General features: G+C 71.2%; 16 protein-coding genes and 1 tRNA gene. 9 read left to right on the plus strand and 8 right to left on the minus strand.

Annotation, left to right across the window (positions count from 1 at the left end):
- Positions 1-7: 7 nt before the first annotated feature.
- From FHS34_RS01040 to FHS34_RS01055, 4 genes are all read left to right on the plus strand, one after another.
- Complete coding sequence (locus tag FHS34_RS01040; protein WP_184958588.1) at positions 8-1,000, plus strand: carbohydrate ABC transporter permease; 993 nt, start codon at positions 8-10, stop codon at positions 998-1,000.
- Positions 1,001-1,014: 14 nt separating this feature from the next.
- Positions 1,015-1,935, plus strand: a complete 921-nt coding sequence (locus FHS34_RS01045; RefSeq protein ID WP_184958590.1) for a carbohydrate ABC transporter permease — start codon at positions 1,015-1,017, stop codon at positions 1,933-1,935.
- Positions 1,936-2,193: 258 nt separating this feature from the next.
- On the plus strand, positions 2,194-3,636 hold the full coding sequence (locus FHS34_RS01050) for a GH1 family beta-glucosidase (protein WP_184958592.1): 1,443 nt from the start codon (positions 2,194-2,196) through the stop codon (positions 3,634-3,636).
- Between the two features lie 127 nt (positions 3,637-3,763).
- Positions 3,764-4,819, plus strand: coding sequence for a LacI family DNA-binding transcriptional regulator (locus tag FHS34_RS01055; protein ID WP_184958594.1), 1,056 nt, complete (start codon positions 3,764-3,766; stop codon positions 4,817-4,819).
- Positions 4,820-4,855: 36 nt separating this feature from the next.
- On the opposite strand, the gene FHS34_RS01060 is transcribed toward FHS34_RS01055, so the two are convergent.
- Positions 4,856-5,482: a TetR/AcrR family transcriptional regulator gene (locus tag FHS34_RS01060; RefSeq protein ID WP_225817714.1), complete on the minus strand. Its 627-nt coding sequence runs from the start codon at positions 5,480-5,482 to the stop codon at positions 4,856-4,858.
- Positions 5,483-5,600: 118 nt separating this feature from the next.
- Here FHS34_RS01060 and FHS34_RS01065 point away from each other — a divergent pair, with 118 nt between their 5' ends.
- The gene (locus tag FHS34_RS01065; RefSeq protein ID WP_184958596.1) at positions 5,601-7,058 is read left to right on the plus strand and encodes a DHA2 family efflux MFS transporter permease subunit; all 1,458 of its coding nucleotides are present in this window, start codon (positions 5,601-5,603) and stop codon (positions 7,056-7,058) included.
- Positions 7,059-7,066: 8 nt separating this feature from the next.
- Here FHS34_RS01065 and FHS34_RS01070 read toward each other — a convergent pair.
- From FHS34_RS01070 to FHS34_RS01085, 4 genes are all read right to left on the minus strand, one after another.
- A tRNA-His gene (locus FHS34_RS01070) sits at positions 7,067-7,139 on the minus strand.
- A 128-nt stretch (positions 7,140-7,267) separates the two neighbouring features.
- Entirely contained in the window at positions 7,268-7,870 is a 603-nt protein-coding gene (gene orn / locus FHS34_RS01075; protein ID WP_184958598.1) for an oligoribonuclease, read from the minus strand.
- 125 nt (positions 7,871-7,995) lie between these two features.
- Positions 7,996-9,213: a helix-turn-helix domain-containing protein gene (locus FHS34_RS01080; protein WP_184958599.1), complete on the minus strand. Its 1,218-nt coding sequence runs from the start codon at positions 9,211-9,213 to the stop codon at positions 7,996-7,998.
- A 378-nt stretch (positions 9,214-9,591) separates the two neighbouring features.
- Complete coding sequence (locus FHS34_RS01085; protein WP_184958601.1) at positions 9,592-9,861, minus strand: hypothetical protein; 270 nt, start codon at positions 9,859-9,861, stop codon at positions 9,592-9,594.
- Between the two features lie 313 nt (positions 9,862-10,174).
- Between FHS34_RS01085 and FHS34_RS01090 the strand changes: the two genes are divergently transcribed.
- The gene (locus FHS34_RS01090) at positions 10,175-10,702 is read left to right on the plus strand and encodes a universal stress protein (protein WP_053710488.1); all 528 of its coding nucleotides are present in this window, start codon (positions 10,175-10,177) and stop codon (positions 10,700-10,702) included.
- Positions 10,703-10,846: 144 nt separating this feature from the next.
- On the plus strand, positions 10,847-11,407 hold the full coding sequence (locus FHS34_RS01095) for a GPR1/FUN34/YaaH family transporter (RefSeq protein WP_184958603.1): 561 nt from the start codon (positions 10,847-10,849) through the stop codon (positions 11,405-11,407).
- 151 nt (positions 11,408-11,558) lie between these two features.
- On the opposite strand, the gene glmS is transcribed toward FHS34_RS01095, so the two are convergent.
- Together glmS and FHS34_RS01105 are read right to left on the minus strand one after the other, a co-directional pair.
- Positions 11,559-13,376 carry a glutamine--fructose-6-phosphate transaminase (isomerizing) gene (gene glmS, locus FHS34_RS01100; protein ID WP_184958605.1) on the minus strand — a complete coding sequence of 606 codons (1,818 nt, stop codon included), beginning with the start codon at positions 13,374-13,376 and terminating at the stop codon, positions 11,559-11,561.
- Between the two features lie 45 nt (positions 13,377-13,421).
- Positions 13,422-13,679: a hypothetical protein gene (locus FHS34_RS01105; protein ID WP_184958607.1), complete on the minus strand. Its 258-nt coding sequence runs from the start codon at positions 13,677-13,679 to the stop codon at positions 13,422-13,424.
- Between the two features lie 165 nt (positions 13,680-13,844).
- Here FHS34_RS01105 and FHS34_RS01110 point away from each other — a divergent pair, with 165 nt between their 5' ends.
- On the plus strand, positions 13,845-15,410 hold the full coding sequence (locus FHS34_RS01110; RefSeq protein ID WP_184961262.1) for a purple acid phosphatase family protein: 1,566 nt from the start codon (positions 13,845-13,847) through the stop codon (positions 15,408-15,410).
- A 22-nt stretch (positions 15,411-15,432) separates the two neighbouring features.
- Here the strand turns inward: FHS34_RS01110 and FHS34_RS01115 are convergent, their stop codons facing one another.
- Positions 15,433-16,350, minus strand: coding sequence for a DUF4429 domain-containing protein (locus FHS34_RS01115; protein WP_184958609.1), 918 nt, complete (start codon positions 16,348-16,350; stop codon positions 15,433-15,435).
- Between the two features lie 79 nt (positions 16,351-16,429).
- On the opposite strand from FHS34_RS01115, the gene FHS34_RS01120 reads away from it, so the two are divergent.
- Positions 16,430-18,031, plus strand: a complete 1,602-nt coding sequence (locus FHS34_RS01120) for a beta-N-acetylhexosaminidase (RefSeq protein ID WP_225817715.1) — start codon at positions 16,430-16,432, stop codon at positions 18,029-18,031.
- Positions 18,032-18,068: the final 37 nt, after the last annotated feature.

Here is an 18,068-nt window from a genome sequence, read left to right on the forward strand (position 1 = left end):
TCCCTCCGTGGCAACGACAACCCCCGCCCGGGGTGCCTACAGCCCGCCGCCCGGCGGCACCGGTGCCGCGCCGCACGGACGCGGCACATGGCGCGCCCGGCTGTGGCGCTTCGACGACAAGGCGTCGCCGTACGCCTACATCGCCCCCTTCTTCCTGATCTTCGGCGCCTTCGGGCTCTACCCGCTCCTCTACACCGGCTGGATCGCCCTGCACCGGGTGGAGATGACGAGCCTCGACCGGTCCGAGTGGGTCGGCTGGGACAACTTCGCCCGGATCCTCCAGGACTCCGAGTTCTGGACGGCCGTCTTCAACACCTTCGTCATCGGTGTCATCTCCACCGTCCCGCAGCTCCTGGTGGCGCTCGGTCTCGCCCACCTGCTCAACTACAAGCTGCGCGCCAGCACGTTCTGGCGGACCGTCATCCTCACCCCGTACGCCACCTCGGTGGCCACGGCCGCCCTGGTCTTCGCGCTGGTCTTCCGCGCCGACGGCGGCATCCTCAACTGGGTGCTGCACTTCTTCGGGGCCGGCAACACCGACTGGGGCAACGGGGAGTGGACCTCGAAGATCGCCATCTCGGTCATCGTGATCTGGCGCTGGACCGGCTACAACGCCCTGATCTACCTGGCGGCCATGCAGGCGGTTCCCACCGACCTGTACGAAGCCGCCGCCATCGACGGAGCGACGCGCTGGCAGCAGTTCCGCAAGGTGACCATTCCCTCGCTGCGGCCCACGATCCTGTTCACCATCGTCATCTCGACCATCGGCTCGATGCAGTTGTTCGGTGAGCCGCTGCTGCTGCAGGGCGGCACCCTCGGCTCGATCGGCGGCAGCGAGCACCAGTACGAGACGCTCAGCATCTACCTCTTCAACTACGGCTGGAAGCTGGGCCACCTGGGTCCGGCGGCGGCCGTGGCCTGGGCCATGCTCGTCCTGCTGCTGCTCATCGCCCTGATCAACTGGATCGTCGGCCGGTTCGTGCGCAAGAGCGCGGCCTGACGGGAGCGACTTCGATGACCACTGCCAGTCCCACCAAGACCGCGCCGGGTCTCGCCCCGGCCCCGCTCCCCGCCACCCCCCGCAAGGGCCGTGCCCGTCTCCGGCTGGGAGCCGGCCGGCAGCTCAGGGGCGGCCCGTTCACCTACGCGGCCCTCGTCGTCGTCGGCCTCGGTTCGGTCTTCCCGCTGTACTGGACGCTGGTGGCCGCCTCGCACGACCAGCAGCGGGTCCTGGACAGCCCGCCGCCGCTCGTGCCGGGCGGCAGACTGTGGAGCAACCTCCAGGCGGCCTGGGACCAGGCCCACCTGGGCAAGGCCATCGTCAACAGCGTCATCGTGGCCGGCTGCATCACCGCCGCCACCCTGTTCTTCTGCACCCTCGCCGGATACGCCTTCGCCAAGATGCGCTTCCGCGGCCGGGGCGTGCTGATGACCGCGGTCATCGCCACGCTGACGATCCCGCCGCAGCTCAGTGTCGTCCCGCTGTTCATGATGATGTCGGACATCGGGTGGAGCGGAAAACTGGAGTCGGTCGTCTTCCCGACCCTGGTCGGCGCCTTCGGTGTCTTCTTCATGCGCCAGTACCTGCTGGAGGCCCTGCCGTACGAGCTGATCGAGGCGGCCAAGGTCGACGGGGCGAGCAACATACGCATCGTGTGGAACGTGGTCCTGCCCGTGGCCCGGCCCGCGATGATGGTGCTGGGCATGCTCACCTTCGTACAGGCGTGGAACGACTTCTTCTGGCCCTTCCTCGCGCTGAACCAGCAGGACCCCACCATCCAGGTGGCGCTCGGCCAGCTCAGCGCCTCCTACACCCCCGACCAGAGCATCGTCATGGCCGGAGCGCTGATCAGCACGCTTCCCCTGCTGCTGGTCTTCGTCGTCTTCGGCAAGCAGATCGTCGGAGGGATCATGGCGGGCGCGGTCAAGGGCTGAGGCGGTTCACCGCCGCCGGGCCGGCCGCCCCGGTGCCGCCCCGGTGCCGTCCCGGTCCCCGTGACCGGCGCCCGTCCGCCCGGCCCCCTGCCGTGCCCGGTCCGGTACCGCCCGCCTCCACGGGCCGCCCCGCAGCGGGCCGTTCCGGACCGGGTGCCTCCGGGCCCTCCCCGCCGTGCTCGTGCACCGCGCCCTCCCTCCAGCCGAACTCCCGGACCGCCGTCCCTGTCTCACATCCCCCTTGGGAGCGTTTTCACGATGACCGCCGTACGACCCGAGACCACGGCCCAGCCGCTCTCGGACACCTCCTTCCCGACCGGATTCGTCTGGGGTGCGGCCACCGCCGCCTACCAGGTGGAGGGCGCCGCCGCCGAGGACGGCCGCACCCCTTCCATCTGGGACACCTTCAGCCGCACTCCGGGCAAGGTCCGCAACGGCGACACCGGCGACATCGCCGCCGACCACTACCACCGGTACCGCGACGACGTGGCCCTGATGAAGGACCTCGGCCTCAAGGCGTACCGGTTCTCCATCTCCTGGTCCCGGGTCCAGCCCACCGGCCGCGGCCCCGGCGTCGAGCGCGGCCTGGACTTCTACCGCCGCCTCACCGACGAGCTCCTGGAGGCGGGCATCACACCGGTCGCCACCCTCTACCACTGGGACCTGCCGCAGGAGCTGGAGGACGCGGGCGGCTGGCCGCACCGCGACACCGCCCACCGCTTCGCCGACTACGCCGACATCGCGGCCCGCGCCCTCGGCGACCGGGTCGGGATCTGGACCACCCTCAACGAACCCTGGTGCTCGGCGTTCCTGGGCTACGGTTCCGGCGTGCACGCGCCGGGGCGGACCGACCCGGCCGCCACCCTGCGGGCCGCGCACCACCTCAACCTGGCCCACGGCCGGGCCGTCGGCGCGCTGCGCGAGGCCCTGCCCTCGTCGGCGCGGACCTCCATCACCCTCAACCTGCACCAGGTGCGCCCGCTCACCGACAGCCCCGGCGACGCCGAGGCCGCGCGCCGCATCGACGCGGTCGGCAACCGGATCTTCACCGGGCCCGTGCTGGACGGCGCCTACCCCGAGGACCTGCTGTCCGACACCCGTCACCTGGTCGACTGGGGACAGCTGGTGCGTGACGGGGACCTGGCGGAGATCTCCCGGCCCATCGACCTGCTCGGCGTCAACTACTACTCGCCGACCGTGGTCTCCCTGGCCGCCGACGGAGGCGCCGGCACCAGGAACGACGGCCACGGCGCGAGCGACCACTCCCCGTGGACCGGCTGCGAGGGCGTCGCCTTCCACCTCGCCAACGACGAGCTGACCGCGATGAACTGGGCCATCGACGCGAGCGGACTGCACACGCTGCTGACCGGGCTGGCCGCCTCGCACCCGAGGCTGCCGCTGATGGTCACCGAGAACGGCGCCGCCTTCGACGACTACGTCTCCCCCGAGGGACGGGTCGACGACCCCGAGCGGATCGCCTATCTGCACTCCCACCTGGACGCCGTCCGCCGCGCCATCGCCGACGGGGCCGATGTGCGCGGCTACTTCCTGTGGTCGTTGCTGGACAACTTCGAGTGGTCCTACGGCTATTCGAAGCGCTTCGGCGCCGTCTACGTCGACTACGCCACCCAGCGCCGCATCCCCAAGGCCAGCGCCCGCTGGTACACCCGGGTGATCGGGGGCAACGCCCTGCCCGTCTGACCGGCGCCGGGCGGCGGGCGCGGTCCCGGCCGGGGCCGCCGCCCGGCCGTCGCCCGCGGGATCCGGGGCGCCGCCGCCACGGCTGTTACATTCCTGGCCAGACGGCGGTGAGCGGAAGGCGGCGACTATGGCAGGCAACGGTGTGAGAGGCCGGGGCGGCCGGCGGCCCACCCTGGAGGAGGTCGCCGCCCGGGCCGGGGTCGGGCGGGGCACGGTCTCCCGGGTGATCAACGGCTCGCCCCGGGTCAGCGACGCCACCCGTGCCGCCGTCGAGGCGGCCGTCGCCGAGCTCGGCTACGTTCCCAACACCGCGGCCCGCGCCCTCGCGGCCAACCGCACCGACGCCATCGCCCTGGTCGTCCCCGAGCCGGAGACCCGGTTCTTCGCCGAGCCGTACTTCTCCGACATGCTGCGCGGGGTCGGCGCGGAACTCGCCGACACCGAGATGCAGTTGCTGCTGATCTTCGCCGGCAGCGACCGGGAACGGCAGCGCCTGGCCCAGTACCTCGCGGCCCACCGCGTCGACGGCGTCCTGCTGGTCTCGGTGCACGCCGACGACCCGCTGCCCGATCTCCTGGCCCAGCTGGAGATCCCGGCCGTGATCAGCGGTCCGCGCTCGGCGGCCGAGCCGCTCACCTCGGTGGATTCGGACAACTACGGCGGCGCCCGCTCGGCGGTGGAGCACCTGCTCGGCCGGGGCCGCCGCCGGATCGCGCACATCACCGGCCGGCTGGACGTCTACGGCGCCCAGCGCCGCGTCTCCGGCTACCGCGACGCCCTGCGCGACGCCGGTCAGGAGGTGGACGAACTCCTCATCGAAGCGGGCGACTTCACCGAGGAGGGGGGCTGCCGCGCGATGACGGCCCTGCTCGAACGCCGCCCCGGCCTGGACGCGGTCTTCGCCGGCTCGGACGTGACCGCGGCCGGCGCCCGGCAGGTGCTGCGCGAGGCGGGCCGCCGCATCCCCGACGACGTCGCCCTGGTCGGGTACGACGACTCGGCCATCGCCCGCCACATGGACCCGCCGCTCACCAGCGTCCGCCAGCCCATCGAGGAGATGGGCCGCGCGATGATCGACCTCCTGCTCACGGAGATCGCCGACCGCCGCCCGGCCGCGTCGCAGGGGCCGGACCGCCGTCAGGCGGTGCTGGCCACGGAGCTGGTGGTACGGGCGTCCTCCTGACGCAGTCCGCAGTCCGCCGGGTGCGTTCCGGCGGTCCTAGGAAGCCCGTCCGGCGTCCGGGCGGGCCGCCTCCCAGCCCCGCTCCAGCAGGTCGAACGCCGCGTTGACGGCGGCCTCCGGGTCGGCGGCGCCGCCGGCCAGGGCCCGGGCCTCCAGGGCCAGATGGGCCAGGGCCGCGCAGACGGGGTCGTCGGCGGGGGCGCCGGTGTCGGCGGCGATCGCCTCGGTGAGGGCGCGTTCGTGCCGCATCCACATGCGCCGGTGGTATTCGACCAGCGCCGGTGTGCTGTTGACCAGCCTCTCGAAGGCCGCGATCTGCTCGCCGTACTCCGCCTTGACGGCCCGGGTGCCCAGCATGTGCGTGCGCAGCGCCGTCAGGAGCGGTGTTCCGGGCTCCCGCTCGCGCACCGCCGCGACCAGGGCCTGTTCCACGTCCGCGTCCAAGTCGAAGAGCAGCGCTTCCTTGCTCGGGAAGTGCTTGAAGAGGGTCGTGGTGGAGACGTCCGCCGCCTCCGCGATGTCCCTGATGCTCACCTGGTCGAAGCCGTGTTCCAGGAACAGCTCCAGGGCCGCGTCCGCCAGTGACCGGCGGGTCGCGGCCTTCTTGCGTTCGCGGCGGCCCATGGCCGGCCCCTGTCGCCCGGCACTCGTCGTCTCGCTCATGCCGGCCAGCCTACCCGGCTTGGTTGCCTCGCCCAAAAAGTTGACTCGTTGCACTTAGTGAGTCGGTGTGCTTTTCTGGGGTCGTTCCCACCCCCCACTCCGGAAGGAGCACTTCGTCATGCCTGTCACCAACGTCCGCCGGACGTTGCTCGGGGTCATGCTCGCCATGCTGCTGGCGATGCTCGACAACAACATCGTGGGCACCGCGATGCCGACGATCGTCCGCGACCTGGGAGGGTTCGAGCACATCTCCTGGGTCGTCACGGCCTACACACTGGCCACCGCCATAGCGACCCCGATCTGGGGCAAGCTCGGCGACCTCCACGGCCGCAAGCTCACCTTCCAGGCCTCGATCACGGTCTTCCTGCTCGGCTCGCTCCTCGCCGGCGCGGCCCACTCGATGGCGCAGCTGATCGAGTTCCGGGCCCTTCAGGGCATCGGCGCGGGCGGCCTCGCCGCCGGGGGATTCGCCCTGGTCGGCACCCTCGTGCCGCCCCGCGAGCGCGGCCGGTACCAGGGCATGACCGCCACCGTGATGGCCGTCGGCGTGGTCGGCGGACCGCTGGTCGGCGGATTCGTCACCGGACACCTCGGCTGGCGCTGGGCGTTCTACGTCAATCTGCCCCTGGGCGTGGCCGCGCTGATCTGGGTGCAGCTGCTGCTGCGGCTGCCCGCGCCGGCCCGGCCGTCCCGGCCGCGCATCGACTGGCCCGGCATCACCGTGCTGACCGTGACGATCGGTTCGGCCGTGCTCGCGGCGACCTGGGCGGGTACGACGTACGCCTGGACGTCCTGGCAGGTGCTGCCGGCGTGGGCGGTGGCCGTCTTCGGCACGGCCGGCTTCGTGCTGGTGGAGCGGCGGTCCCCCGAACCCCTGCTGCCGCCCCGCGTCTTCACCGGACACCGCAACTTCCCGCTCGGTGTCGGCCTGCTGGCGGCGGTCGGCGTGGTGATGTTCGGCTCGGCGCTCTACCTGCCCCTCTTCCAGCAGACGGTGCAGGGTGCCACGGCCACCGACTCGGGTCTGCTCCTGCTGCCGATGATGCTCCCGGTGGTCCTCGCCTCCCACCTCGCGGGCAAGGTGATGTCCCGCACCGGCCGGTACAAGGTGTTCCCGGTGCTCGGCACCCTGCTGCTCACGGCGGGCGCGCTGCTGCTCGCGACGATGGACACCGGAACCTCCCGGCTCACGGCCGGATGCGCCATGGCGCTGCTCGGCCTGGGGCTGGGCTTCACCATGCAGATGGCCACGACCATCGCTCAGAACAGCGTCGGACTGCGGGACATGGGCGCGGCCTCGGCGGCGACGAACCTGTTCCGCACGCTGGGCGGCTCGCTGGGTGTCGCGGTCTTCGGCTCGCTGTTCGCCCGGGCGGTGCCGGCCACGGCGGCGGGGGAGGCGTACCGGCAGGCGGTGGCCACCGGCACGCGGCACGTCTTCCTCACGGTCGCCGGGGTGTGCGCGGTGGCGTTCGCGCTGGCGCTGCTGGTGAAGGAGGTGCCGCTGCGGGGCGGCCCCGGCGGGGCGAAAACGCATCAGCCGGTGACCCCGTCTCGCGACGAAGTCACCGGCTGATGACTCAGGGTGAGTGACGGGACTCGAACCCGCGGCATCCTGGACCACAACCAGGTGCTCTACCAGCTGAGCTACACCCACCATGACCGGCGGTGGAACTTGTCGTTTCCCCGACCGGCCGAGAAGAAGTCTACAGGGTCAGAAGGGGTGCTCGCGCACACGTTTTCGCGCGGGCCGCGGAGCGGGCTCCGGGGAGCCCGCGCGAACGGCTACTGCGCGGGCAGGACGTGCTTGGCGGCGATCGACTTCGCGGTGTCGGAGTCCGGGCCGGGCTGCGGCACGAAGATGGCCTCGCGGTAGTAGCGCAGCTCGGCGATCGACTCGCGGATGTCGGCGAGGGCCCGGTGGTTGCCGTTCTTCTCCGGGCTGTTGAAGTACGCCCGCGGGTACCAGCGGCGGGCCAGCTCCTTGATCGAGGACACGTCGACGATCCGGTAGTGGAGGTAGTCCTCCAGGGTCGCCATGTCCCGCAGCAGGAAGCCCCGGTCGGTGCCCACCGAGTTGCCGCACAGCGGCGCCTTGCCGGGCTCCTTCACGTACTCCTTCACATAGGCCAGCACCTGCTCCTCGGCGTCCTGGAGGGTCGTGCCGTTCTCCAGCTCGGCGAGCAGCCCGGACGCGGTGTGCATCCGACGCACCACCTCCGGCATCGTCTCCAGGGCCCGGGCCGGCGGGCGGATGACGATGTCCACCCCCTCGCCGAGTACGTTCAGCTCGGAGTCGGTGACGAGGGCGGCCACCTCGATGAGAGCGTCGTCGGACAGCGAGAGGCCGGTCATCTCGCAGTCGATCCACACCATGCGATCGTTCATGTGTCTCACCTTACGGCGAGCCGCGCTGAGCTGGACCGACCGTGCGGCGACCTTGTCGGCGCCGGGGCACGGCGAAGGGGGCGGAGTCCGGCTCCGCCCCCTTCGCTCCTTCGTCCGTCCGCCGCTCAGCTGCCGCTGCGCGGCCCCGGCAGCAGGCCCACCGCGCCGGCCGCGGCCCGGCGGCTCTGCATCGGCACCCCGCCGTCCCGGTGGTCGTGCAGCAGGGCCGGCGGAGGCACCGGCCCGGGACCGGTCAGGCCCGGGGGCATGCCCGGCTGGCCGGGCGCCGGCACCGAGGGCTCCACCTCACCCGGCCGGTCGCTCTGCGGCCGGCGGGCCCGGTAGGCGGCCCGGTAGGCGGCGGGTGACGAGCCGAGCTGGCGGCGGAAGTGCCCGCGCAGCGCGACGGGGGAGCGGAACCCGCACCGGCCCGCCACCTCGTCCACGGAGTAGTCCGACGTCTCCAGCAGCCGCTGCGCCTGCAGCACCCGCTGCGTGATCAGCCACTGCAGCGGAGCACTTCCGGTCAGCGAGCGGAACCGGCGGTCGAACGTGCGGCGGCTCATGTAGGCGCGTGCCGCCAGTGTCTCCACGTCGAACTGCTCGTGGAGGTGTTCCAGCGCCCAGGCGACGACCTCGGCCAGCGGGTCGGCGCCGATCTCCTCGGGTAAAGACCGGTCGAGATAGCGCTCCTGGCCGCCCGCCCGGCGCGGCGGGACCACCAGGCGCCGGGCGAGCGCGCCGGCCGCCTCGTTGCCGTGGTCCGTCCGCACGATGTGGAGACAGAGATCGATTCCGGCCGCCGTACCCGCCGAGGTGAGCACGTCGCCGTCGTCGACGAACAGCTCCCGCGGATCGACGTGCACCGACGGATAGCGCTTGGCCAGCGTCGGCGCGTACATCCAGTGGGTGGTCGCCGGGCGGCCGTCCAGCAGTCCGGCCGCCGCGAGCACGAACGCGCCCGTGCACAGCCCGACGATGCGGGCACCTTCCTCATGTGCCCGGCGCAGCGCGTCGAGCGCTTCCTCCGGTGGTGGCGAAGTGATCGAACGCCAGGCCGGTACGACGACCGTCCCGGCGCGTGAGATCGCCTCCAGCCCATGTGGTGCGGTGAGTTCGAGGCCCCCTGTGGTCCGCAGCGGGCCTTCCTCACCGGCACACACCAAAAGGCGGTAGCGCGGCACGCCGGCGTCCTGGCGGTCGATCCCGAACACCGACAGTGGAATGGAACTTTCGAAGATGGGGCCGCCGCTGAACAGCAGCACCGCGACGATCTCCTTGCGGCGTCGCCCGGAAAGTTTCCGGGCCGCGGCATCCGGCGTGGCAGTGGAGTCGTGGCTCATACTGCTAAGCCCCCCTCGGTGGTCGCGGCTCCTCGGTTGTGTCGCTCCTGCACGTTTCCCCTCGGTCCTGCACGAGTCCCCCGCCGTACGACAGTCAAGATCGAATTTACTGGCTCCCGCGATCCCGCGGTGACCAGTTCGACACGCCGGACATTGTCGACATGACAACTTGGCGTGAAGCATTCGATCACGAAGCGTTGCACTCGTGAGCCGTGCAGGGAAGTGCGCCTTGTCGCAGTGGCCAAACCGCGTAGGGTGCGCAGCGGCCCCTGGACCCTTTCCGTGCAGGTGGAACGGGGGTTGAGGGGTGCTTCCGACCCCTCCTGGCCGATATCCAGAAGTTGGCTGAAAACCAGCGTTCGAAGGTGCGGAAACAGGTCAGTCGACCGGTGTACGCCCCCGCGTGTGACGTCCGCCTCTTTGCGTCGCGCAACGCCCGGCGCACCGCTCCGAGCGGCGCAGCAGCAGCCGGCACAGCGCCGTGACGGCGGCCAGGCCCAGCGCGGTTCCGGTGGCGCCGGCCAGCGAGGTGCCGTACCAGACCAGGACCACGGGCACGAGTACGCAGCTGAACACGGCCCAGCGGATCACATCGCTCGCGGTGTCCGGCGCGGGGTGCGGGTCGCTGCTGGATCGGCGTCCGGGCATCTCGTACTCCCTGGGGCGGTGGCTCACCCCGGTTCAACGTCCGTTCGACCGGTCGGTCACCGGCCGTACCACTGTGAACCCTGCGCAAACCGCCTGTACGGGGCAGCAACCATTGCGTTACGGGCGCGGCTCGTGCATGCTCCGGTGAACCCCTACGGACGTCGGGGGGCCGCTCACGGAGCGTGCGCGGTATCTGGGCTCAGGAGGCGTGCCGCCGTACCCTTGGGGGTATGGGCTTGGGAAGGTGTTTCCCGGACACAGCTCTGCCGCACTCTGTCGTCCCCCCATAAAGGATCACAACGCCGAGACAGTCATGGCCGGTCACGAATTCTTCGAACCCGCGGACCGCAAGCGGCCGGTCGCCGATCCCACGGCGGCCGATCCCCTGGCGGCGGAAGAGTCACGCCCTTCCTGCGATCCCGCCTTCCGGCACGGAGTCGTCGTCGGCTTCGACGGCTCCACCTCGAGTGAGCGCGCCCTCGCCTACGCGATCGGCATGGCTCACCGCTCCCACTCCGGCCTGATCATCGTCCATGTCGCCAACCGGTTGCCCACCACCGTGTGGGCGGGCTGCGAGCCGCCCGTCTTCGTCGACGTGCCGGACCACCGCACCGAGGTCCTGGGGCTGGAGCTGGCCTGTGCGGACTATCTGGCCGAGGTGCCGTGGATCCTGGTCGAGCGGGGCGGCGACATCTGCCACGAACTCGAGGAGGTCGGCCGTGAGTACGAGGCCGACGCGATCGTCGTCGGTTCCACGCACGGCATCGTCGGGCGGATCTTCGGCTCCGTCGCGGGGCGGCTCGCCAAGCGGGCGCAGCGGCCCGTGATCGTCATTCCCTGACGCGATCCCGGGTTCCCCGTCTCCTCACGCTCCGTCAACTCCCTTTGTGCAACGCGAAACTACTCGCGCGTAGAGGTGGTTTGTGCCCTTGTGAAGGGCATATACCGGTCACCGCGCAACTGCACAGCACGAAGGGAGCCCGCCGTGGACAACGAAGTTCCCGCGGGAAGCGGAAGCACCACCGTGGTCGGCCGACTCGCCCTGGGGATAACCCTGTTGGCGTTCGGGCTCGGCACGACCGGTGTCATCGACGGCGTGGCCGCGTCCGACGCGGTCTCAGTGGCCCACTACGTGGGCGGAGTTGCCCTGTTCCTCGTCGGCCTGCTGGCCTTCCGTGGCGGTGACGGCGTCTCCGGTACGGGCTTCGTGGCCCTCGGGGCCCTGTGGTTCACCTGGGCGGTCGGCGGTCACTCGTCCGCCGACGCGGCCGGTCTCTTCCTGCTCCTGTTCGCCCTCGTGGCCCTCACGCTGACCCTCGCGGGCGGGGACGGTCTCGGACAGGTCGTGCACGGGCTGCTGTTCCTGGCGATGCTGGTGCTGGCCGTCGCGGCCTTCGCCGACAGTTCCGCTCTCGCGAAGGCCGGCGGCTGGGTCGCGGTCGCCTCCGGTGCGGTGGCCTGGTACGCGGCGACGGCGGCGGTGGCGCACTGGCCGACGGTGCTTCCTCGGCGTGCCGCCGGCCGGGGGGTGACGGCCACCGGCTGAACCTCAGCGGCATGAGAAGGACCCCCGCGTGCTTGGTGGCCACGTGGGGGTCCGCTCTGTTGTCGCGCCTGTGCGGGTACGTGGGGGTTGCTCGCGCCCACGCGGCGGAGCCGCATGTCGAACACAGCCCCGCGCCCCTGAGAGGTGCGTTCTACTCCACCGTCACCGACTTCGCGAGGTTTCGGGGCTTGTCGATGTCGCGGCCGAGGGCCTTCGCCGTGTGGTACGCGAGGAGCTGGAGCGGGATGCCCATCAGGATCGGGTCCAGCTCGTCCTCGTTCTTCGGGACGATGACCGTCTGGTCCGCCTTCTCCTGGTGCTGGTGCGCCACCGCAAGGATCTTGCCCGAGCGGGCCTTGATCTCCTCCAGGGCCGCGCGGTTCTTCTCCAGCAGGTCGTCGTCGGGGACGATGGCGACCGTGGGCAGGGCCGGCTCGATCAGGGCCAGCGGGCCGTGCTTCAGCTCGGAGGCGGGGTAGGCCTCGGCGTGGATGTAGGAGACCTCCTTGAGCTTCAGGGAGGCCTCACGGGCCACCGGGTAGCCCCGGACGCGGCCGATGAAGAGCATCGAGCGGGCTTCGGCGTAGGCCTCCGCCAGCTCCTTGATCTCCTCTTCCTGCTTGAGGATCTCGTTGATCTGCTCGGGCAGCTTGCGCAGGCCCTCGATGATCCGCTTGCCGTCGCGCACCGAGAGGTCGCGGGTGCGGCCCAGGTGCAGGGCGAGCAGCGCGAAGGCGACCGTGGTGTTGGTGAAGCACTTGGTGGAGACCACGCAGACCTCCGGGCCCGCGTGCACGTAGACGCCGCCGTCCGCCTCGCGGGCGATCGCGGAGCCGACCACGTTGACCACGCCGAGGACGCGGGCGCCCTTGCGCTTCAGCTCCTGGACGGCCGCGAGGACGTCGTACGTCTCACCGGACTGGGAGACCGCGATGTACAGGGTGTCGGGGTCGACCACCGCGTTGCGGTAGCGGAACTCGGAGGCCGGCTCGGCGTCGGCGGGGATGCGGGCCAGCTCCTCGATCATCTGGGCGCCGATCATGCCCGCGTGGTACGAGGTGCCGCAGCCGAGGATCTTCACGCGGCGGATCTGCCGGGCCTCGCGGGCGTCCAGGTTGAGGCCGCCGAGGTGCACGGTGGAGAACCGGTCGTCGATGCGGCCGCGCAGCACGCGGTCCACGGCGTCGGCCTGCTCGTGGATCTCCTTGTGCATGTACGTGTCGTGGCCGCCCATGTCGTACGACGCCGCCTCCCACTCCACGGTGGTCGGCTCGGCCGAGGTACGGGTGCCCTCGGTGGTGTACGTCCGGAAGTCGTCGGCCTTGAGCGTGGCCATCTCGCCGTCGTCCAGCGTCACTATCTGCCGGGTGTGGGCGACCAGGGCGGCGATGTCCGATGCGACGAACATCTCCTTCTCGCCGATGCCGAGGACGACGGGGGAGCCGTTGCGGGCCACCACGATGCGGTCGTTGAAGTCGGCGTGCATCACCGCGATGCCGTAGGTGCCCTCGACCAGCCGCACGGTCTCGCGGACCTTGTCCTCCAGCTTCTCGGCCTGGGAGCGGGCGATCAGGTGGGTGAGGACCTCGGTGTCGGTCTCGGAGAGGAACTCGACGCCGTCCGCCTCCAGCTTGCGGCGCAGGTCCGCGGCGTTGTCGATGATGCCGTTGTGGACGACGGCGACCTTGCTGTCGGCCGACATGTGCGGGTGGGCGTTCACGTCGGAGGGGGCGCCGTGGGTGGCCCAGCGGGTGTGGGCGATGCCGGTGGTGCCCTTGAAGCGCGCCGGGACCTTGGCCTCCAGGTCGCGCACCCGGCCCTTGGCCTTCACCATCCGCAGACCGGGCGTCTTCGGGGAGGTGACGACGATGCCCGCGGAGTCGTAGCCGCGGTACTCCAGCCGCTGCAGACCCTCCAGGAGCAGAGGGGCGACGTCACGCTTCCCGATGTATCCGACAATTCCGCACATATATAGAGGTATCCCTTGGCTGTCGCTGGTCCGGTCCGGCTGGTCTCAGCCGTAGACCATGCGGCGCAGCTGCCTGAGCGTCAGCTCCGGCGGCGCCACCGCCCGGTATTTCAGGTCCGCCTCGATCCGTTCGAAGATCTCCGCGTTCACCAGGCCCTGGGCCTGCAGTTCGCGGTGGCGGCGACGGACGAACTCCTGGGTCGTCTCGTCGAAGAAGGCGAGCACGTCCTGGACCACCCGCAGCGCCTCGCCCCGGCTCAGGGCGGTGGACCGCGTCAGGTGATCAAGGAGTTCGTCGTGCACCCGGTAGATCCTGGAGCACCGGAGCCGGTTTCGCAAGAATCGTGCCCGATTTCGGGCAGACCCCTGTTGAAACTCTTATGGTGCTCTGTTCGCGCACCGTCCATCCTGTGTCCTGCGTCTCGTCGCCCGAACCGAAGAGTTTCAGACGTCATGGACATACCTCGTATGGGAGTACCCGAGAAGCTGGCCGCGCGCATGAGCATGGCCGAGCAGCATGAGTACCTGCGCGCCAGGTTCTCGCGGCGCACCATGATCCGGGGCGGGGCCGTCACGCTGGGCGCCGTCGCGGGTGGCGCGTTCGTGCCGGGCGCCACCGCCCAGGCCGCCGTGCCGACGCAGCGCGGCTCTTCCTCCGCCGAGTCGGTCGACGGCGCCCTCGTCGCCCCCTTCGGCCGCCACCTGGCCTGGGGCAACGACCCGCGCACCGAGATCACGGTCTCCTGGCAGGTGCCGGTCGCCGTGCAGAAGCCGTTCATCCGCGTCGGCGCCCACCCGTGGGACCTCTCCCGCAAGATCGAGGCCGAGGTGCGCACCCTGCACACCCCGGCCGGTGTCGGCGCCGGCGGCGACCACACCCAGTACTACCTGCACGCCCAGCTCACCCACCTGCGCCCCGGCAGGACGTACTACTACGGCGTCGGCCACCAGGGCTTCGACCCGGCCGAGCCGCACCTGCTGGGCACCCTCGGCACCTTCACCACCGCCCCGGCCCACAAGGCGCCGTTCACCTTCACCGCCTTCGGTGACGAGGGTGTCGGCTATCACGGCCTGGCCAACAACGCCCTGATCCTCGGCCAGAACCCGGCCTTCCACCTGCACGCCGGCGACATCGCCTACGGCGACCCGGCCGGCCAGGGCAAGACCACCGACACCGGCTTCGACTCGCGCACCTGGGACCAGTTCCTGCACCAGACCGAGTCGGTCGCCAAGCAGGTCCCGTGGATGCCGTCGTACGGCAACCACGACATGGAGGCCTGGTACTCGCCGGGCGGCTACGGCGGTGAGGACGCCCGCTGGACCCTCCCGGACAACGGCCCCGACCGGGAGAACCTGCCGGGCGTCTACTCCTTCTCCTACGGCAACACCGCGGTCATCTCGCTCGACGCCAACGACGTCTCCTTCGAGATCCCGGCAAACCTGGGCATATCCGGCGGAACTCAGACCAAGTGGCTGGAAACCCAGCTGAAGAGGTACCGGGCGTCGAAGGACATCGACTTCATCGTCGTCTTCTTCCACCACTGCGCCTACTGCACCTCCGTCGCGCACGCCTCGGAGGGGGGCGTGCGCCAGGAGTGGGTGCCGCTGTTCGAGAAGTACACGGTGGACCTGGTCATCAACGGCCACAACCACCAGTACGAGCGCACCGACGTCATCAAGGGCGACAAGGTCACCAAGAAGCTGCCGATCGGCGGCACGGCCTACCCCGAGACGGAGGGCGTGGTCTACGTCACCGCGGGCGCCGCGGGCCGCAGCCTGTACGCCTTCACCGCTCCGGACTCCTACGAGGGCCACGAGCACGAGACCGACTCCGTGGCCTCGTTCGTCAACACCAAGGACGGCAAGGTCAACGAGACCGTCGGCTGGTCCCGGGTGCGCTACCTCGACTACTCCTTCCTGCGCGTGGACGTCACGCCCGCGCCGCGGGGCCGTCAGACCACGCTGACGGTGTCGGGCATCGCCGAGACCGGCAACCGCATCGACCACTTCACGGTGTCCCGCAGGGCGAAGTAGCCGTCCCGGAGACGGGCGGTCCTCACATCCGCCTGAGGACCGCCTGCTTGGCCAGGGCGAACTCGTCCCCGGTCAGCACCCCGTCGCGGTGCAGCTCGCCGAGCTCGCGCAGCCGGCGCAGCAGCGCGTCGTGATCCTCCCCGGCCGGCTCCCCGGCCGGCTCCCCGGCCGGCCGGGGCAGGCTCCGCCGTGCCTCCGGCTCCGGCGCCACGGGTCGGGACAGGCGCGCCCGCGCCGCCGCCGTGGGGTGCGGGAGGCGTGCCTGCACCGCCGCCGCGACCAGGGCCATCAGCGGATCCCTCTTGAAGCCCCACAGCTCGACGGCGTTCGGGTCGTACTTGGGCGGTGCGGCGACCGGGGCGCCGTGCACGAGGAAGCGCAGGTGCCCGTTCTCCAGGCCGGCCGCCGGCTGCCACTCCACACCGCTCACGTCCGCGAGCGGGATGGTGCGGGGGCCGGACGACGCCTTGGCCTCCTCCGTCTTCCAGTTCCACTCCAGCCGCACCCGCTCCCCGTCGAAGCCCGCCGTGCCGTCCCCGGCCGAGGCGGACACCGGCAACGCGGGACCCGGCAGCAGGTACCCGTCGACCGGGTCCGCGGAAATCCCGTCCAGCAACAGGGCGTTGCGCACCTCGTCGGCGAGGTACTCGGCGACGCCGTACCGGTCGGGCTCGACGGTGAGCCGGTACGGGTCCTGGGCCTCGGCGAGCCGGCCGCCGGTGGCCTGCAGCAGGGGGTCCGCGCCGTCGCGCAGCCGCAGCCTGAGCCGCCCCGACTTCTTGCCCTGCTCGACGGAGATCCCCGCCAACGCCCGGAACGGCACGACGAGTTCGCCCAGCTCACGGCGGAGCAGGCCCACGCTCCTGTCCCGGCCCGGAGTGATGCGCACGGCATCGTTGTCGAGGATCCAGGTGCCGTCCTTCTGGATGATTTCCGCCATGCGGGGATTGTTTCACCCGATCTGCGGGACAGTGGTCTCGACCACGTCTGACGGTCGACCCCCTCCGAAGGGAGCGCATGTGAGACGGAACCACAGCACGACTCCCCGAACCCCCCGCGTCCTCGGATCCCTGCTGCTGCTCGCCGCGGCCGGCGTCTCCACCCTCGGCGCGGCCCCCGAGGCACGGGCCGCCACCACGGTCCCGCTGGACCGGGTGGTCCCGGCACCCGCCTCGGTCTCCCCGGGCGGGACGCCGTACCGCATCACCCGCGCGACCGGCATCCGCGTCGACGGCTCCGCCGAGGTCCGCCGCGTCGGCACCTACCTGGCCGGCATCCTGCGCCCCTCCACCGGCTATCCGCTGCCGGTCACCGAACGGGGCGCCGGCGGTATCCGACTCCGGCTGACCGGGGACGACTTCGGCGCCGAAGGCTACCGGCTGCACAGCGGCGCCGACGGGGTCACCCTCACCGCGCGCACCCCCGCGGGGCTCTTCCACGGCGTCCAGACCCTGCGTCAGCTTCTGCCGCCGGCCGTCGAGAGGAGGACGGTCCAGCGCGGCCCCTGGCAGATCGCCGGAGGCACCGTGCGGGACCGCCCCCGCTACGCCTACCGGGGCGCCATGCTGGACGTCTCCCGGCACTTCTTCACGGTCGCCCAGGTCAAGCGGTACATCGACCAGCTGGCCCTCTACAAGATCAACGAACTGCATCTGCACCTCAGCGACGACCAGGGCTGGCGCATCGCGATCGACTCCTGGCCGCGGCTGGCCTCCTACGGCGGCTCCACCCAGGTCGGCGGCGGCCGCGGCGGTCACTACACCAAGGCCGACTACCGGGAGATCGTCCGGTACGCGGCCTCCCGCTATCTGGAGGTCGTGCCCGAGATCGACATGCCCGGCCACACCAACGCGGCCCTGGCCTCCTACGCCGGGCTCAACTGCGACGGGGTGGCACCCCCGCTGTACACCGGCACCAAGGTGGGCTTCAGCTCGCTGTGCGTGCCCAGGGAGATCACCTACGACTTCGTGGACGACGTCGTCCGGGAGCTGGCCGCCCTCACCCCCGGCCGCTATCTGCACATAGGCGGTGACGAGGCGCACTCCACCGCCCACGCCGACTACGTGACGTTCATGGACCGCGTGCAGCCGGTCGTCGCCGGGTACGGCAAGACGGTCGTCGGCTGGCACCAGCTCACCGGCGCCCACCCGGCCGAGGGCGCCCTCGCCCAGTACTGGGGCCTGGACGGCACCGCCGCGGCGGAGAAGGCGCGGGTGGCCGAGGCGGCCCGGAACGGCACCGGGCTGATCCTGTCCCCGGCCGACCGGGTCTACCTGGACATGAAGTACACGCGGGACACCGTGCCGGGCACCAAGTGGGCGGGCCTGGTGGAGGTGAGACGGTCCTACGACTGGGACCCGGGCGCCTACCTCGCCGGGGTTCCCGCCTCGGCGGTCAGGGGCGTCGAGGCGCCGCTGTGGTCGGAGACCCTGAAGACCTCCGCCGACATCGAGTACATGGCGTTCCCGCGGCTCGCCGGAGCGGCGGAGCTGGGCTGGTCACCGGCGGCACGCCACGACTGGAACGCCTACAAGGCGCGCCTGGCCGCGCAGGGCCCGCGCTGGGACGCCCTCGGCATCCGCTACTACCGGTCGCCCCAGGTCCCCTGGCCGACGCGCTGACCTGACACCGGCGGACACCCCGGGGACCGTACTCCGG

It is taken from the genome of Streptomyces echinatus, assembly GCF_014203595.1.
In the GTDB taxonomy this organism is placed as follows: Bacteria; Actinomycetota; Actinomycetes; order Streptomycetales; family Streptomycetaceae; genus Streptomyces; species Streptomyces echinatus.

Bases quoted from the DNA above. Each gene is read 5' to 3' on its own strand.
- FHS34_RS01045 (WP_184958590.1), top strand. From the start codon at position 1,015: ATGACCACTGCCAGTCCCACCAAGACCGCGCCGGGTCTCGCCCCGGCC.
- FHS34_RS01050 (WP_184958592.1), top strand. From the start codon at position 2,194: ATGACCGCCGTACGACCCGAGACCACGGCCCAGCCGCTCTCGGACACC.
- FHS34_RS01055 (WP_184958594.1), top strand. From the start codon at position 3,764: ATGGCAGGCAACGGTGTGAGAGGCCGGGGCGGCCGGCGGCCCACCCTG.
- FHS34_RS01060 (WP_225817714.1), bottom strand. From the start codon at position 5,482: ATGAGCGAGACGACGAGTGCCGGGCGACAGGGGCCGGCCATGGGCCGC.
- FHS34_RS01065 (WP_184958596.1), top strand. From the start codon at position 5,601: ATGCCTGTCACCAACGTCCGCCGGACGTTGCTCGGGGTCATGCTCGCC.
- orn (WP_184958598.1), bottom strand. From the start codon at position 7,870: ATGAACGATCGCATGGTGTGGATCGACTGCGAGATGACCGGCCTCTCG.
- FHS34_RS01080 (WP_184958599.1), bottom strand. From the start codon at position 9,213: ATGAGCCACGACTCCACTGCCACGCCGGATGCCGCGGCCCGGAAACTT.
- FHS34_RS01085 (WP_184958601.1), bottom strand. From the start codon at position 9,861: ATGCCCGGACGCCGATCCAGCAGCGACCCGCACCCCGCGCCGGACACC.
- FHS34_RS01090 (WP_053710488.1), top strand. From the start codon at position 10,175: ATGGCCGGTCACGAATTCTTCGAACCCGCGGACCGCAAGCGGCCGGTC.
- glmS (WP_184958605.1), bottom strand. From the start codon at position 13,376: ATGTGCGGAATTGTCGGATACATCGGGAAGCGTGACGTCGCCCCTCTG.
- FHS34_RS01110 (WP_184961262.1), top strand. From the start codon at position 13,845: ATGGGAGTACCCGAGAAGCTGGCCGCGCGCATGAGCATGGCCGAGCAG.
- FHS34_RS01115 (WP_184958609.1), bottom strand. From the start codon at position 16,350: ATGGCGGAAATCATCCAGAAGGACGGCACCTGGATCCTCGACAACGAT.